Source organism: Hydrosulfovibrio ferrireducens (assembly GCF_046883345.1).
Classification (GTDB): Bacteria; Desulfobacterota; Desulfobulbia; order Desulfobulbales; family Desulfurivibrionaceae; genus Thiovibrio; species Thiovibrio ferrireducens.
On record NZ_JALKCW010000021.1, the window covers coordinates 46357 to 61720 of the forward strand.

Annotated in this window: 11 protein-coding genes; 10 read left to right on the plus strand and 1 reads right to left on the minus strand. The window is 55.8% G+C overall.

The annotated features are described in order from the left end of the window. From fabG to MWR57_RS09895, 4 genes are all read left to right on the plus strand, one after another. On the plus strand, nucleotides 1–738 hold the full coding sequence (gene fabG, locus MWR57_RS09880) for a 3-oxoacyl-ACP reductase FabG (protein WP_423124650.1): 738 nt from the start codon (nucleotides 1–3) through the stop codon (nucleotides 736–738). Continuing rightward, entirely contained in the window at nucleotides 738–1334 is a 597-nt protein-coding gene (locus tag MWR57_RS09885; protein ID WP_423124651.1) for a LolA family protein, read from the plus strand. The genes fabG and MWR57_RS09885 overlap by 1 nt, the downstream gene beginning before the upstream one ends. Then, the gene (locus tag MWR57_RS09890; RefSeq protein WP_423124652.1) at nucleotides 1331–1999 is read left to right on the plus strand and encodes a hypothetical protein; all 669 of its coding nucleotides are present in this window, start codon (nucleotides 1331–1333) and stop codon (nucleotides 1997–1999) included. The genes MWR57_RS09885 and MWR57_RS09890 overlap by 4 nt, the downstream gene beginning before the upstream one ends. A 215-nt stretch (nucleotides 2000–2214) precedes the next feature. Further along, nucleotides 2215–3480: a B12-binding domain-containing radical SAM protein gene (locus MWR57_RS09895; protein ID WP_423124653.1), complete on the plus strand. Its 1266-nt coding sequence runs from the start codon at nucleotides 2215–2217 to the stop codon at nucleotides 3478–3480. Between the two features lie 85 nt (nucleotides 3481–3565). Here the strand turns inward: MWR57_RS09895 and MWR57_RS09900 are convergent, their stop codons facing one another. Next, complete coding sequence (locus tag MWR57_RS09900; protein ID WP_423124654.1) at nucleotides 3566–4795, minus strand: ISL3 family transposase; 1230 nt, start codon at nucleotides 4793–4795, stop codon at nucleotides 3566–3568. A gap of 122 nt (nucleotides 4796–4917) precedes the next feature. On the opposite strand from MWR57_RS09900, the gene MWR57_RS09905 reads away from it, so the two are divergent. From MWR57_RS09905 to MWR57_RS09930, 6 genes are all read left to right on the plus strand, one after another. Continuing rightward, nucleotides 4918–5712, plus strand: coding sequence for a DUF2971 domain-containing protein (locus MWR57_RS09905; protein ID WP_423124655.1), 795 nt, complete (start codon nucleotides 4918–4920; stop codon nucleotides 5710–5712). Between the two features lie 94 nt (nucleotides 5713–5806). After that, the gene (locus MWR57_RS09910) at nucleotides 5807–10378 is read left to right on the plus strand and encodes an AAA domain-containing protein (RefSeq protein ID WP_423124656.1); all 4572 of its coding nucleotides are present in this window, start codon (nucleotides 5807–5809) and stop codon (nucleotides 10376–10378) included. A gap of 131 nt (nucleotides 10379–10509) precedes the next feature. After that, nucleotides 10510–11868 (plus strand): class I adenylate-forming enzyme family protein, encoded by a 1359-nt coding sequence (locus MWR57_RS09915; protein ID WP_423124657.1) that lies wholly within the window; start codon nucleotides 10510–10512, stop codon nucleotides 11866–11868. A gap of 154 nt (nucleotides 11869–12022) precedes the next feature. After that, complete coding sequence (locus tag MWR57_RS09920; RefSeq protein ID WP_423124658.1) at nucleotides 12023–13732, plus strand: DegV family protein; 1710 nt, start codon at nucleotides 12023–12025, stop codon at nucleotides 13730–13732. Further along, nucleotides 13729–14430, plus strand: coding sequence for a glycosyltransferase family 2 protein (locus MWR57_RS09925; RefSeq protein WP_423124659.1), 702 nt, complete (start codon nucleotides 13729–13731; stop codon nucleotides 14428–14430). The genes MWR57_RS09920 and MWR57_RS09925 overlap by 4 nt, the downstream gene beginning before the upstream one ends. After that, a complete protein-coding gene (locus MWR57_RS09930) occupies nucleotides 14427–15296 on the plus strand; it encodes a lysophospholipid acyltransferase family protein (RefSeq protein WP_423124660.1) in 870 nt (289 codons plus the stop codon). The genes MWR57_RS09925 and MWR57_RS09930 overlap by 4 nt, the downstream gene beginning before the upstream one ends. The last annotated feature ends 68 nt before the right edge of the window (nucleotides 15297–15364 follow it).

Consider the following 15364-nt stretch of genomic DNA (forward strand, 5'->3'; position numbering starts at 1 on the left):
ATGACCATAGAAAATGAAAAGAATGTAGCCCTCGTCACCGGCGGCAGCAAAGGGATCGGCCGGGCAATCTGCGTGGAGCTGGCGCGGTCCGGGTATTATCTCGTCATCAACTACCATAGCGACCAACAGGGCGCAGAGCAGACCCTGGCCATGATCGAAGGGGAGGGCGGCCGGGGCGAGATCTGCCGGTTTGATGTCCGGGATGGACAGGCAACGGAAAAGATTGTGGCGGAGCTCGGCGCCAGGCTGGGAGGTATCGACATCCTGGTCAACAACGCCGGGATTGTTGCCGACGGTCTGTTCATGATGATGCCGCCTGAGAAGTGGCAGTCGGTCATTGATACCAGTCTCAACGGGTTTTACAACATGACCCGGCCGGTGCTGGAGCTGATGGTGCGCCACCGCAAGGGATCCATTGTCTCTGTTTCCTCGGTCAGCTCCCTGATGATCAGCCGGGGCCAGGCCAACTATTCCGCGGCCAAGGCCGGATTGAACGCGGCCAGCCGGGTCATCGCCGCCGAGGTCGCCCGCATGGGGATTCGGGTCAATGTGGTGGCTCCCGGCCTGATCGAGACGGACATGATCCAGAACGCCCCCAAGGAGCAGATCAAGACCATGATTCCCATGAACCGCATCGGCAGGCCGGAAGAGGTGGCCAAGGTGGTGGGCTTCCTCTGTTCCGACGCAGCCTCCTATGTCACCGGCCAGGTCATCTCGGTCAACGGCGGGATGTTTTGATGAAACGGTTGCTGCTCCTTGCCGCCCTCTCTTTTTGTATCGCCATCCCGGCCGCCCAGGCCGGAGCCGAAAACAAGGGAGCGCCGGTGCAATTGCGCTCGGTTCGGGCCGATTTTATTCAGGAAAAACATCTGAAGATCCTGGCCCGCCCCATCGTCTCCACCGGCTCCTTCACCTTTCAGGCCCCCCAGTCCCTGCGCTGGGAATACCGGACGCCCATCCGTTCCATTCTGCTCATGCACGGCGGCAAGGTGCGGAAATTCGTGGAGCGGGATGGCGTGCTCGCGGAAGACAAGGGCATGCGGCTCGACGCCATGCAGGTCGTGCTGGCCGAGATCTCCAACTGGCTCGATGGCCGTTTCACCGACAACGCCATGTTCACGGTCTCCTTTCCCAAGAAACAAACCATCCTGCTCACCCCAAAGGAACAAGGGATTGCCGCCCTGATCAGCAGCATTGAACTCAAACTCGGCGAGCAGGCAGGGCTTCTCGACAAGGTGATTATCTTCGAGGGGCCGGACGCTTCCACCAGCCTCACCTTCAGCAACAGGATCATCAATAAGGAGATCCCTGCTGCCGTGTTTACTAACAAATGAAGCCCCCGGCCTTTCTTCTGCTCATACTCCTGCTTGGCCTTCCCGGCTGCGCGGCGCAACAGCCCTCCCTGCCGGAGCTGACCCCTGGGACGGGAGCAGGAGAGGAGCGGGGATGTGCGGCGGTTTTCCCCCAAGGTCGCTGGGAATTTGTCCATACCATCGAGTTCTCCATGGCGGATGGCTCCGGCGCCACGGTGCTCGGGGTTACCAGCCTTGCCGGAGAGGAGATCGCTTGTGCCCTGATGACCGTCGAAGGGTTCACCCTCTTTGAGGCGGTGTATCGGGAAAAGGGCGGCCTTGAAGTCCGGCGGGCGGTTCCCCCCTTTGACAAGCCTGCCTTTGCGGCAGGGTTGATGGAAGATGTGCGGACGATCTTTCGCGCCCCTTTTCCGGCAAAGGTGCAATACGGCCGCGTTGCCGATAACAACCCGACGTGCCGATACACCGGGATCGATGGCCGGATAACCGATATCCTCCCGGCCATGGCTGGCTGCTGGCAGATACGAACCTATGGCGCGGATCAGGCCTTGAGCCGCTCCGTTACGGGGCGATCTTGCCGCAAAGAAGGGGAGAGCCTGATCCCCGAATATCTTGAATTCAAGGGGTTCGGTCCCACACACTACACCCTGAAAATGACCCTGATCCATGTCGAAAATATTATCTGATTACCATCGAACTTCAGCCAGTATTCAAGATTGGCGGGCAACATGTTGATGAATAACGATTTTGGCTGTTCATCTGGCATAGCCAAGTCATTCCCGCGCAGGCGGGAATCCAGAGGAATTAGCCAGGTCGCCTGGATTCCCGCCTGCGCGGGAATGACGTCAAAAAACTGGCTGAAGAGTGGTAATCAGAAAAACTTGAACGGGAAAGCACTGCCATGAAATTTAAACTGATCTACCCCAAATGGGCCAAGCTGGACCGGCAGACAGAGTTTCACCTGCCGCCCCACGGCCCGGTGGTCTTTGCCGCCGCGCTGCCCGCCTATGTTGATGTTGATTTTATCGACGAGAATCTGGAAGCCATTGATTTTGACGAGGCGGTGGATTTCGTCGGTATCTCCATGATGTTGACCGTGCAGGTCAAACGGGGCTGGGAGATTGCCGATATCTACCGGAAAAAAGGGATCAAGGTCATGTTCGGCGGCATTGCCACCATGCTGCACGCCGAGGAGACCATGGAACATGCCGATGCCGTTTTCCTGGGCGAAGCCGAGGGGCGGATGGAACAGGTCTTTGCCGATTTCCGCAACAACAAGCTGCAACCCTGCTACGACTTCATCAAGGATCGGCCCGATATCGGCCTAGTGGGTCCGGCGCGCAGGGATCTGCTCAACCGCAAGCTCTACAACTACAAGGGCGTGCAGATGGTTGACCTGGTCCACGCCTCGCGCGGCTGCCGCTTCAACTGCTACCCCTGCGCCGTCTCCTACCTGGGCGGCCGGGTCTTCCGGCCCCGGCCCATCGACAAGGCCGTGGCCGAGATGGCAGGCATCGACAACAACCGGCTCTTCATCGTGGACAACTCCCTGGCCCAGAATACCCAGTGGGAGATGGACCTGTTCCGGGAAATGATCCCGCTCAAAAAGAAATGGTGCTCCCACCCCATTGAAGACAAGCCCGAGGTCCTCGATCTCGCGGCCCAGGCCGGGGCCTGGTATGTGTATCAGGCGGTCTTCGACACCTCGGATTACATCAAGGAGCGGATCAAGCGCTACCATGACCATGGCATCGGCGTAGAGGGCACGATCCTCCTGGGGCTCGACAACCACGATGAAGATTTCATCAAACGGCTGATCGACTTTCTGTTGGAGATCGAGCTCGATCTGGCCGAATTCACGGTCCTGACCCCTTTTCCCCACACCAAGGCCTGGGAGGAGCTGAACCGGCAGAACCGCATCCTCTCCCGCGACTGGAACGACTACTCGGCGGACAAGGTGGTGTTTCAGCCCAAGCAGATGAGCCCGGACAGGCTGCAGGGGTTGCTCGATTATGCCTGGAACACCTTTTACCAGGATGAATCGCAAAACTTCAAGATGGTGAAGCTGTTTCAGCAGGTGGTGAAAAAGGAGATGGCGGACGATACTTTCAAGCCGAGGGACAGAAGCCTTGCCGGGCAATCTTTTGGCCGGGATACGAGTAGGTAGGATTTGGTAGATTACATGGGGGAAAGGGCAAGAGACATGACACTGTTCTGTGTATTCAACTATTATGCCCTAAAAAAATGGTTCGTCACGCAAATGTGTGCATGGTTTTCGGTAATGGCAGGTCAGCCATGCAGTGATAAAGATTTCGGATATAGTTTGTCGCTGTTTTGAAACCGTAGGCCTTATGGATGATGACTTTTGCTTTGTTGTTGAGGCCTTCCACAATGCCGTTATCGATAGGCGCATCGAAGTAGTTGAGCAGGTCATCCTCTCGGCGGCGGAGCATCCAAGCGAAATCACGCATCGGTTCCAGCCGTGAATGGGTTGCCCACCAGAACCACTTGTCCAGGTAATCCTTTGCCCAAACTGGATTGCTATAATCCCAGAACCGCCGGAAAGTCTCCTTGAGAAGATAGGCTCGATTAATCTTCAGATTGAGTTGTTCAAGCTCTGAGAGTCGGATCTTTTGACTCTCGGTGAGATTCCAAGGATTTTTCAGCCAGATGTAGCGGGTTTTGGCCATTAGCGCCTTGTGGGCTTTGCCTTTGTCTCGAATTTCGTCACGCCGGACCTGATCCACCGCCTTGGTGAGGTGTCGAACGATATGAAACTTGTCAAACACCAGCAGGGCTTGCGGCGCCTTGTCTTTGATGACGTCGACGTAGGGCTGCCACATATCACAGCAAATACCTGCCAATTTCGCAGTCTGCTCCGGGCCGAATGCCTCGAAAAAGGCCTTCAGTGTTTTCTGTCCCCGACCTTCGCCGCTCCAGAGAAGTCGTCGGGAGTCGAGGTCGTAGACGTTGGTAACGTAGACATGACCGCGTTTGCGGGAGATTTCATCGACGCCGATGAGGGTAATCCCGGAAAGATCGCGATTGACCAGACCATACTTGACAGCTTCATCGACCGCTGTCGCCACCGTGCTCCAGGCGCAGTGAAAAAGGGCCGCCACTTGCTGCCATGTCAAAACTCGAGCCCAAGTGGCCAGGGTTACCATAAGAGCCTCCGTGAACCGCTGTTTGCCCGTACTCCAGGGCAGCGCTTCAACATGAATACCGCCGCAATGCTTACAGTTCACCCGGCGAGGAGCGCAAAGCAAATAAACGGCGATTCCCCACAACGGAACGTGCCGAAATCGACGTACTGGCCGCGTATCCCGGTAGGCGGCACGCTGGCCGCAAACCCCGCAACATGGGGCGCAGCGGCGATCTGGAACTAGTTCAGCCTCCAGGCTGCCATTGACAAATGTGACTTCGGCCACACGAAATCCTTGCATTTCAAGAGTATTTTGGATCAAAGTTTCCACAAGCATGAGTCTCCTCCCAGATACCTAGTAAGTTTCGCACCTTCTAAGTAACTGATGAGGCTCATGCTTTTCAACTATTCAACAAAATTCCTCGCACCGATTCACGAGAGGAACCAAAAAAATAAACAATGACATTCCTGTATCAGTACCACAGAAATCTTGATTATGTGTTGGGCACAATCGCCAACAAAAGACTCTATTTTTCAGCCCCAAGTGATTTTAATGATCCATTTGACTGTCGCCCCAAATTTTCACTGTTTTCATGTAAAAATGACTCTGAAGAAGTTTGGAGGCGATATTTTGCTCTCCTTGCTAAGCATCAATTCCCAGGAATTTCAGATGAAGAGTCCCAAAAACACGCCGACGCTGCAATTTTAAAAGGGAAACACCGCGACAAGAATTGGTTATGTGAGGCAGACAGACATATAAAAGAAGAACTGGCCAAAACATTCCTACTGATCTGTTGTTTCTCTAAATCACCTAGGAATGCCATGATGTGGGCTCATTACGCTGCCAACCACAAAGGGGTAGTGCTCCAATTTAAAAAAGCCAATATGTTTAATAGTGATACCTCGTATAAAGGTTTCGATGTTGAATATTATGACAAACCAATACCATTGGAGCGTTATATTAAAGCCATGGAAGAAACAGAAAGTGGTGATGAAGCTGCTTTTGCCCGTTTAATTTATTGTACGAAATCAGATGAATGGGAAAGTGAGAAAGAAGTGAGATTTTTTTCTCACGAGAAATTTATCACGTACCCAGAAGCAATGCTCACTGGAATAATATTTGGCAGTGAATGTTCTGTTCATTGGCAGGATCATATAAATACAGTGTTATCTTCATGGTCTTCAAAGCCATCCTTTTTCAAAGAAGATAGCTCTATATCAACCACAAAGCTATGTTTCAGAAGGCTGGCATAACTATGCAATTCAGCGAAAATTAGGCCTGCGGCCTATTTTTCGCTGATCGCAGCCGTTAGAACTTGACTCAGCTTTGCGCCAAAAAGAAGGAAAGATGAATTCACCTCGTGACCTGCTCAAGGGCTTGCTCGAATATATCGAAGAGCAAGCAAAAGAAATTGACCCAAAAGGTTATCGTCTCTCTGCCGCGAAAGAGTTCGTTCGTCGCAATACCGACTTGGCGGGACTACCCGGCCTTGAGTTTGATCTTCGCCCAGAGGGCGACCACATCTGGCTACATCTGGCGCGCCTAGAAATCCATCGCCCCCCAATTGTTCCCGACCTGTTCAAGGGACTATTCAAGGTCAGCAATGACCCGTTTGGTGCGCCCCCCACACTGGATGAAGGCCCCCTGGTCACTTGGATTGCCCAGCATGAATCGAAGCCTGATCCTCAGTTGGCAAAAACTCATGACGCAAAGCTAAGACAAGAACAGTTGAGGCAGAAAGCCCAAGCAGCCCTCCAAGAATACTTGCCTCAATGGAAAGCTTGGGCTGAGGGCGAGCGTCCGCGTCGCAAGAGCATCTCCCTATATGGCGATCTGTTCGCCTTGAAGCACCAGATTGAGGCCGAAGAGACAGTCAAACCTCAAGAACTTGTATGGGGTATAGGCGTTGCGTCTTGGCAGATTCCGTTTGGGGAAAGCATCGTCAGTTTTGAATACCCACTGCTCACTCAAGCCGTCGAAATATCCATCGACGAAAGAAGCATGGCGCTGGATGTTCGTCCCCGCGCTACCGATACACGGGTGGAAATGGAAGCCTTCGTCGCTTGTTCAGTCCTCGGGGCTGCTGATGTTGAACACGCTATCAAAGAGCAACTTCAACGGCACAAAGACTGCCCAGTTACCCCGTTTGATGCTTCGAGCTATACCGATGTTCTCAAGCTCGCCGCATCAAATTTGGATAGCAACGGTAGCTATCGAGAGCTACTTACAAGGGGCGACCCTGTTCCTACCCCTGACACCGACTTGATAGTTACTGATGCTTGGGTTTTGCTTTCACGACCGCGCACCACTCACTATCTGACGGATGACCTAAAACGCCTGAAGGAGAAGCTGGCGACTGGATGCGATATTCCACTTGGCCCGCTTGCCCTTGTTACCCCGCCTTCAGATAAACCAGTTGAATTCGAGGCTATTCGTTTCCGTGGGCTTTCAAGTCGCGGATCAAGTCATGGTAAAGCCGAGGAGCTTTATTTTCCCCTGCCCTACAACGAAGAGCAGGTCACCATCATTCAAAGGCTGGAAAAAGCTGCGGGTGTGGCCGTGCAAGGGCCGCCGGGTACTGGCAAAACACACACCATTGCCAATGTCATTTGTCACTACCTGGCGACGGGCAGGCGGGTTCTTGTCACCTCACGTGGAGAACCTGCGCTTGAAGTACTCCAATCCAAAATACCGGAGGAAGTCCGCGCCCTAACCGTGGCGCTTATGGCCAGCGACCGTGAGGGTGTCCGCCAGTTTCAAGCGTCAATCGAGACGATTCAGCATCAGGTATCCCAGTTAAATCCGGAACAGACGCGCCATGCTATCACAACACTGGAAAGTGCCATTGATCGCGCCCACCACGAACTTGCCTCCATTGACACACGCATTGATGCAATTGCGATTGCACAGCTTTCGGAAGTGGAAGTTGATGGCGTGCCAATGCGCGCACAAAAACTTGCTGAGTTGGTTACTTCTGGATTGGAACAGCATGGCTGGTTTGATGATGACATTACACTTTCACCGGAAAATGCGCCCCCTCTGACCGAGGAGGAGGCGGGTAAACTCCGAGAAGCACGGCGGAAGGTCGGACAGGATTTGATTTACGTACAGGCCAACTGCCCATCTGCTGACTCACTACCTACTACGGCCGCAATCGCCGAACTGCACGAAGTGCTATCCAGTATGCGGACGATCGAGGCGGAGGTTGAACGTGGTGACCTTCTTGATCTGAAGGCTACAACTGCCGAAGTGCTCATCGCGGCAAGGGATCTTCTTGAGTTAGTCGAAGAAGCCAAGACCTTGGCCGAGGAGTTGGAGTCCACCGATAGCGTCTGGCCCCTTGATTTGCGAATGAAATGCAGACTGCCGGCGTTTATTTCCGAACGACAAGCGCTTGAGTCTTTGTTTTCAGACATTGACGCACTCATTGAGGCGCGCGCTGAATTCCTCAAGCGACCAGTGGAATTCCCCGATGCAGGCTTGTACACAGTCAAAACCAGGGAAGCCGTTGCTCGTGCAGTCGAGACTGGCAAGCCATTTGGTTTTATTGCTTTTGGGTCAGGTGAGGCAAAAGAGCATATTGCCGGGGTTAAAGTCTCAGGTCTCTCACCTGCGTCGATAGACGACTGGGCTCATGTGCAGCGGCACATTGAGCTTGACGAAAAAGTAGTGTCTTTCGTGAGCCGGTGGAACCAATTTGCAGACGAGCTTTCAATCCCCCGCCTAGAAGGTGGCATCTCTGCTTTGCGCCGAATCGAGATGGTTGCCACCTTTGCGAAAAAGGCTCATCGGCTGGCTACAGAATTCGACGCCACATTACCAAAGAAGGCCGACACCGTGTTCTGTTCGGCTCCAGTCAAAGCGTTGAGGGGCACTTCTGCCGAACTCCTTGAAGTCAAGAACCAGTTACTGCGCCACCTTACCAAGGCGGAACTGTCCAAAGCGGCAACCCAGCTCAGCACGCTTCAGGAAAAACTCGCAGGCAAGACAGGGCCTGTATCAATTGCGCTAAAACAGTTCGTCGAAAAGCAACTTGGATATCCAAACATTCCTTCTGATCGCGCCTCCGCACAATACGCAGAGTTGACGGCAGAACTGAGGCGTATTGCCTCGCTGACGGTTGATCTCGCACGAATCAAGGATTTCGCTGTCCGTATTGAACAGGCAGGCGCTCCGAAATTGGCCTCTCGTGTCTGTTCTCAGCCAGTTGAAATGTCCGGCGAAGACGCCGTTTTTCCTGTTACTTGGCGGCAAGCATGGAACTGGGCTCGTATTCGAACTTACCTCGACAACATTGAAGCCCGAAACGAATTGCTTGGCCTTTCGGCCAGACGCAGAGACCTTGAGGGCGGTCTTTCCCGCCTCTACAAGGATTTGGTTTCCAAAGCTGCATGGTTGGCAACCAAACGGAATGCCACGCCCATGGTTCTCCAAGCTCTTGCGGGCTATGCAACTGCAATCCGCCGTATCGGTCAGGGAACGGGGCCAAATGCAACGCGTTATCGTAGGGATGCCCGGGAGGCGATGTTGGATGCCGCCGGCGCTGTCCCCTGCTGGATCATGAGCCATGCTCGCATATCGGAGGCTATGCCGCCGGATATTGGAGCGTTCGATCTTGTAATTGTCGATGAAGCGAGCCAATCCGACCTCTGGGCACTGCCTGCCATTCTGCGCGGTAAGAAGATTCTGGTGGTGGGTGACGATAAACAGGTGTCTCCGGATGGAAGCTTTATCGCCAGTCAGCGGATTCAGGAACTAAAGGTTCGCTTCCTTTCCGAACAGCCTTACGGGACGGAAATGACACCGGAAAAGTCCCTCTATGATCTGGCGGCTCGCGTATTTGCGGCTGAACAAGTCATGCTACGCGAGCATTTCCGTTGTGTCCCACCCATCATTGCTTACGCCAATCGTGTGTTTTACAAAGGCGGGATTCAACCGTTACGCATTCCAAAGGCGTCAGAACGAATTGATCCGCCGCTCGTCGATATTTACGTCACGGACGGCTTCCGTGATAAACACGACCATAATGATTACGAAGCTCGGGCCATCGCCGAGGAAATTACGGCCATTCTGAAAAATGAGGATTTTGTTGGCCGTACGATTGGTGTCGTTTCTCTGCTGGGAATGGATCAAGCAAAACACATTGATTCCATCGTGCGCCAACATTGCGATGCCGCCGAATTACTCCACCGCAAATTTGAATGCGGGGAAGCTCGCACATTCCAAGGCAGTGAACGGGACATCATGTTTCTGTCAATGGTTGCAGACAGCAAAAAATGTCACGCGCTTTCTGGTCTGAAATTCGATCAGCGTTTCAACGTGGCTGCCAGTCGAGCACGAGATCGGATGTATTTGGTACGCTCGGTGAAAACATCTGATTTGTCGGATAGGGATTTACGCCTTACCTTGCTCAGTCATTTCAACAAGCCGATGGTGACTGACAAAGAGGAAGCAGAAGTGCTGATTGACCAATGCGAATCCGGGTTCGAGCGGGAAGTTTTTTCCATCCTTGCCTCTCGCGGGTATCGCGTTATTCCACAAGTTAAGACTGGTGCTTACCGCATCGACATGGTCGTTGAGGGCGCGGTGGATAACCGCTTGGCAATTGAGTTGGATGGCGACGAATACCACGGCCCAGACCGATGGCAGCATGATATGAACCGTCAGCGTGTCTTGGAACGAGCTGGCTGGGTATTCTGGCGCTGCTTCGCTTCCACGTGGTCACTTCGCAAGGATGATGTTCTGCAAGAGCTACTGGCGCGCCTTACGGCTATGGGAATTGAACCGATGGGAGCCATAGAACATGCGCCAAGCTTGGTAGAAAAACGGACGTGGAAGTTCACGCCCGTGGAAGACGATGGACAGGTCGTTGATGAAACGCAAGGTGCGTTGGAACTAGCAATTTCAAGCGCAAAGTAGTTCCCATGAACGTTTTAACATGGCGTTCGAGAGGGACGCGCCAAAAGCGACGCACCCCTCAACTTTACGTTGAAATGAAGGATTGTTCTCGCGCGAAATCGCAGAGAAAAAATGTCATACAAGAACTATCCATGCTGAATAATATCCAAGACATACAAGCCCTGCTACAGGGGCCAAAATTTCCGGACCGGGAGTTTATCCGCTCCGGCGCCACCTTCGGCGAGGTGTATGCCATGGCGGCCGGGTTTCGTGCTGCCTTTTCCGGCCCGGAGTACGAGGGGGCATCCCTCTGTCTTGCCGTGGATGACCGGGCGGTCATGGCCGCTGTTCTGCTGGCCGCCCTGGCCGGCGGCCCGACCCTGCTTTTGCCCTACGCCTTTTCCGCCCAAGCCCTGGCCCGGATGCAGCAGCTCACCGGCTTTACCACGGCCATTGCCGATGGTGACCGGGCTCTGCCCCCAGGCACCACGATCATCCGTCCGCCAGCAAGGACCTCGGCTGCCCAGGCACCCTGCGCCCAGGTATCGCCGCAGGCTGAATTGCTCAGGATCTTCACCGGCGGCTCCACCGGCACGCCGCAGATCTGGTCAAAAACAGGGGGGAATCTGTTCGGTGAGGGATTTTCCCTGGCCCGCCACTTTGCGGTGACGGAAAAAGACTGCCTGGTCGCCACCGTGCCCCCCTATCATATCTACGGCCTGCTGTTCTCCGTTATCCTCCCCCTGGTTTCGGGGGCATCGGTCGTCATGGCCACCCCCTCGTTTCCCGGCGAGATCGGCGAGGTGATCTGGGAACAGGGGGCCACGCTTCTTGCCGGCATCCCCCCCCATTACCGGGCCCTGCGTGGGAAAACGGTGGCGGCCTCCTCCCTCAGGCTGGCCTTTTCCTCCGCTGGGATGCTGGACGCGGAAGACAACGAGGCCTTCTGCCAGCTTAACAAAGTGGGCATTGCCGAGGTGTACGGCTCCACGGAAACGGGCGGCATTGCCACCAGAAACAGACACCTGGGCGAGACATCATTCACCGCCTTCCCGGATGTTTCCTGGCAGATTAAAGATGAGCGCCTCTGCGTGCGATCCCCCTTTCTCTCCCCCGAGCTGCCCGTGGCCGACGATGGCTTTTTTACCACCGGCGACCGGGTGGAACGAAGCGGGACAAGCCAATTTATCCTGAAGGGCCGGGTGGACGGAGTGACCAAGGTGGGGGGCAAACGGGTGGATCTTGAAGAGGTTCGCGGTGTCATCAAGAAAGTGCCCAAGGTCAGCGACTGCGTGGTCATGGCCCTGCCCGATTCCGGGGGAAGGGAACACCGGATTGTGGCCCTGGTCCAGGGGGGTGAGGTGGACATGAAGCTGCTCCGGCAAACCCTGGCCGATTCCCTGGAATTTTATGCCCTGCCGCGAGTGCTCAAGATGATCAACCGGATTCCGCTGCAAGAAAACGGCAAGTACGATCGGGATGCCATTATCCAACTCCTGGAGAGTAACTGATCACGGGGTAGGCCCCAGAAGGGTGTACAACCTCGAAACAAGCGATCACAGGGTGCCGCAGATGCGCGGCAGAGGCCTGAGAGCAATACTTTTGTATGTGAACAGGCCGATAACAAAGCAGATGGGGTGCCCTGTGATCGCTTACCCTGGAGACATGAGCAGCATGCGCAACGCCTTTGCCAGCGGTTACGAAAACCTGTCGGCCTGGGCCGATCTCCTGGACCGGATCAACGTCTTTCCCGTGGCGGACGGTGACACCGGGGCCAACCTGCGCATCAGTCTGGCGCCCTTGCGTGACGGCACGGCCGATACAACACACACCCTGAACTTGCTGGCCCGTTGCGCCACGGGCAATTCCGGCAATATCGCCGCCGCTTTTTTTCAGGAATTTTGCCAGGCAGAGAGTTTTGCCGAGCTGGCCGAAAAAGCAGAGCGGGGCAGGGCCAAGGCCTGGCAGTCCCTGGCTCGGCCCCAGTCCGGCACCATGCTCAATGTCTTTGACTGCCTGGCCGCACACCTTGTCGGCACAACCGATCCGGTTTCGCTCTATCCCCTGCTCTGCAAGGAGCTGCAAGAGACGGTTCTTGCCACCTCCCATTTGCTGCCTGATCTCAGGCAGGCTGGAGTCGTGGACTCCGGGGCGCTCGGGATGTATGTCTTCTTTGAGGGATTTTTCCGAGAACTTGCCGGGCAGGCTACCCTCTCATCCCCGATCACCGAGATTTTTTTTGGCAGGCTGACGATCAGCAATGATTTTCAGGCCAGCCCCACGGACTGTTTTTGCGTGAATGCCCTCATTCACACCAGCGACAAGCAGGCTGCCGCCGGGGAAGCGCTGGCAAAATTGGGGCAAAGCGTGGTGGTGCTCCCGGCGGAATCCGGCTTCAAGGTGCATATCCATACCGCGGACCGGCAGCGGCTGCGCGCCCAGCTTTCCGCGCTGGGCGAGATCGTCGACTGGTCCGACGAGGCCATGGATGCAGGCAGCCTTGCCGGTGTTTCCGGTTCGAAGAAAAGGCAGGCCATCCACATCATGACCGATGGGGCCGGCTCCCTGACCAGGGAGATGGCGCAACGCCACGGCATCACCCTGCTGGACAGCTACATTCTGGCCCAGGGCCAGAGCAGGCCGGAAAGCCTGCATGCTCCAGCGAATATCTATGCCCTGATGCGAGAGGGAGTAAAGGTCACCACCGCCCAAGCCTCCACGTTCGAGCGGCATCAGCACTATCAGAGCGTCTGCCAGCAGTTCGGCCGCACCCTCTACCTTTGCGTCGGTTCCGCTTTCACCGGCAACCATGACACTGCCCAACGCTGGAAAGAAGAAAACGATCCGGACAACCTGTTGGAGGTTGTGGACAGCGGCGCCGCCTCCGGCAGACTCGGCCTCATGGCCCTGCTTGCCGCCCGCCATGCGGCACAGGCCACGGAGCCGGAAGAGGTTATCCGCTTTGTGCAAAAGGCCCTACTCGACTGCGAGGAGTATGTCTTTATTGATGAGCTGCGCTACCTTGTGGCCGGCGGAAGGATTTCCCGGACAGGGGGATTTTTAGCCGATCTCCTTCAGATGAAGCCCGTGATCAGCCCGACCAGCGACGGGGTGCGCAAGGTGGGCGTTGTCCGCAGCCGGGAGGCACAGCTCGCTTTTGCCCTGGAGAAGCTGCGGGCAAGGCAGGGTGGTGCTTCGGTGATCATGCTCCAGCACACCGACAATGAAGAATGGCTGCTGAAAACGGTGCAGCCGCAGGTGCAAAAACTGCTGCCGGACGCGGAGATTCTGCTGGTGCCCCTCTCGCTTACCTCCGGGGTTCACATGGGGCCGGGCACCTGGTCCCTGGCTCTGGCAGGAGGGCAGATGCGATGAACGCCGCAGTCATTATCCCGGTTTACAATCACGAGCAACGCATCGGTGAGGTGATCCGCCAGGCCCTGAAACTGGGCCTGCCCCTCTTTGTGATCGACGACGGCTCCACCGACACCACTCCCAAGATCATCAGCGACATCCCTGGAATTTCCGTGCTCCGTCATCCCGTCAATCTGGGGAAGGGCGCGGCCCTATGCACCGGTTTTGTTGCGGCAATGGAACAGGGCTGCGATTGGGCACTCACCATCGACGGCGACGGCCAGCATTTCCCGGAAGATGCCACGTCCCTGCTGCGGGCGGTGACTGACGACAGACGGATTATCGTGGTGGGCAGGCGGGAGGGAATGGTGGGGAAAAACGTGCCCTGGACCAGCAGGTTTGGTCGCGGCTTTTCCAACTTCTGGGTCTGGGCGGCCGGTGGACCGCGCATCACTGATTCCCAGTCCGGCTTCCGGCTTTACCCCCTGCCAGAGGTTTTGCATCTTGGGGTCAAGGCGACCCGCTACCAGTTCGAGGTGGAGGTGCTGGTTCGAGCAAAACAGAGGGGCATCAACACCGTGGAAGCGCCGGTCCGGGTTGTCTATCAGGCCAAGGGGGAGCGGGTCAGCCATTTTCAGCCGTGGCGTGATTTTTGGCGGAACTCCGAGACGTTCAGCAGATTGATCTGGGAACGAATCTTTGGAGCCTCCCGCTCATGAACGGGTTTTGGTACAAGTTGCTTCTCCGGATGGCCAGGCTCTGCGGCCCCTGGCTGCTGGCCGTGACCGCGCGGATCATCGCCGCAGGCTTTTTTCTCTTTTCCGGTAACGTGTCGGAAAGCCGCCGATTCTATGGGGCGCTTTTCCCGGAACGGGGCGGCCTTTATCACCTGTGGTGCGCCTTCAGGCAGTACCAGAATTTCACCACCATCCATCTTGATCGCTTCCTCGCAGATAGAAGCGACACCTCCACCTTCACCGCCCAAGGCTGGGAAAAACTGGAGGCTGTCATCAACAAACAGGGGGGGATTTTGCTCATGTCCCACCTGGGCAACTGGGAGATGGCGGCCAGACTGCTGCGGAAGCAGAAAGACGACCTGCAACTCCTGCTCTACATGGGGGTGAAGGAAAAGGAGGGGGTGGAACGGATGCAGAAGGAGGATCTGCGCCGGGCCGGGGTGACGATTATCGGGGTCGATCAGGAGGGGGGCTCGCCCTTTGCCGCAGTGGAGGGCATCCGTTTTCTGCAATCCGGTGGAATAGTCTCCATGACCGGGGATATTGTCTGGCGCAGCGATCAGCGCAAGGTCCGGGTTCGCTTCCTCGGCCATGACGCCTATCTCCCCGAGGCCCCCTATATCTTTGCCCTGCTCTCCGGGGCGCCGCTGTTTGTCTTTTTCGCATTCCGGGTCGGGAAAAACAGCTACCGCTTTACCTTGTCGGACCCCATTGCCATCAGGCCGCACGCGCGGGCGGACCGGGACCGGGCCATAGGCGAAGCAGCCCAGCAGTATGCGGATCTGCTGGAAAAGATGCTACGGGAACATCCCTTTGAATGGTATCATTTCGAGCGGTTTCTCCAGTGAGCGCCGTTGCGGACAGAGACTCTCCCGGGGTTCCTGCCGGGTTCGGGAAAATTTCCTTTTGAATTTCC

Bases quoted from the DNA above. Each gene is read 5' to 3' on its own strand.
- MWR57_RS09920 (WP_423124658.1), top strand. From the start codon at position 12,023: ATGAGCAGCATGCGCAACGCCTTTGCCAGCGGTTACGAAAACCTGTCG.
- MWR57_RS09890 (WP_423124652.1), top strand. From the start codon at position 1,331: ATGAAGCCCCCGGCCTTTCTTCTGCTCATACTCCTGCTTGGCCTTCCC.
- MWR57_RS09900 (WP_423124654.1), bottom strand. From the start codon at position 4,795: ATGCTTGTGGAAACTTTGATCCAAAATACTCTTGAAATGCAAGGATTT.
- MWR57_RS09910 (WP_423124656.1), top strand. From the start codon at position 5,807: ATGAATTCACCTCGTGACCTGCTCAAGGGCTTGCTCGAATATATCGAA.
- MWR57_RS09885 (WP_423124651.1), top strand. From the start codon at position 738: ATGAAACGGTTGCTGCTCCTTGCCGCCCTCTCTTTTTGTATCGCCATC.
- MWR57_RS09905 (WP_423124655.1), top strand. From the start codon at position 4,918: ATGACATTCCTGTATCAGTACCACAGAAATCTTGATTATGTGTTGGGC.
- MWR57_RS09915 (WP_423124657.1), top strand. From the start codon at position 10,510: ATGCTGAATAATATCCAAGACATACAAGCCCTGCTACAGGGGCCAAAA.
- MWR57_RS09895 (WP_423124653.1), top strand. From the start codon at position 2,215: ATGAAATTTAAACTGATCTACCCCAAATGGGCCAAGCTGGACCGGCAG.
- MWR57_RS09930 (WP_423124660.1), top strand. From the start codon at position 14,427: ATGAACGGGTTTTGGTACAAGTTGCTTCTCCGGATGGCCAGGCTCTGC.
- fabG (WP_423124650.1), top strand. From the start codon at position 1: ATGACCATAGAAAATGAAAAGAATGTAGCCCTCGTCACCGGCGGCAGC.
- MWR57_RS09925 (WP_423124659.1), top strand. From the start codon at position 13,729: ATGAACGCCGCAGTCATTATCCCGGTTTACAATCACGAGCAACGCATC.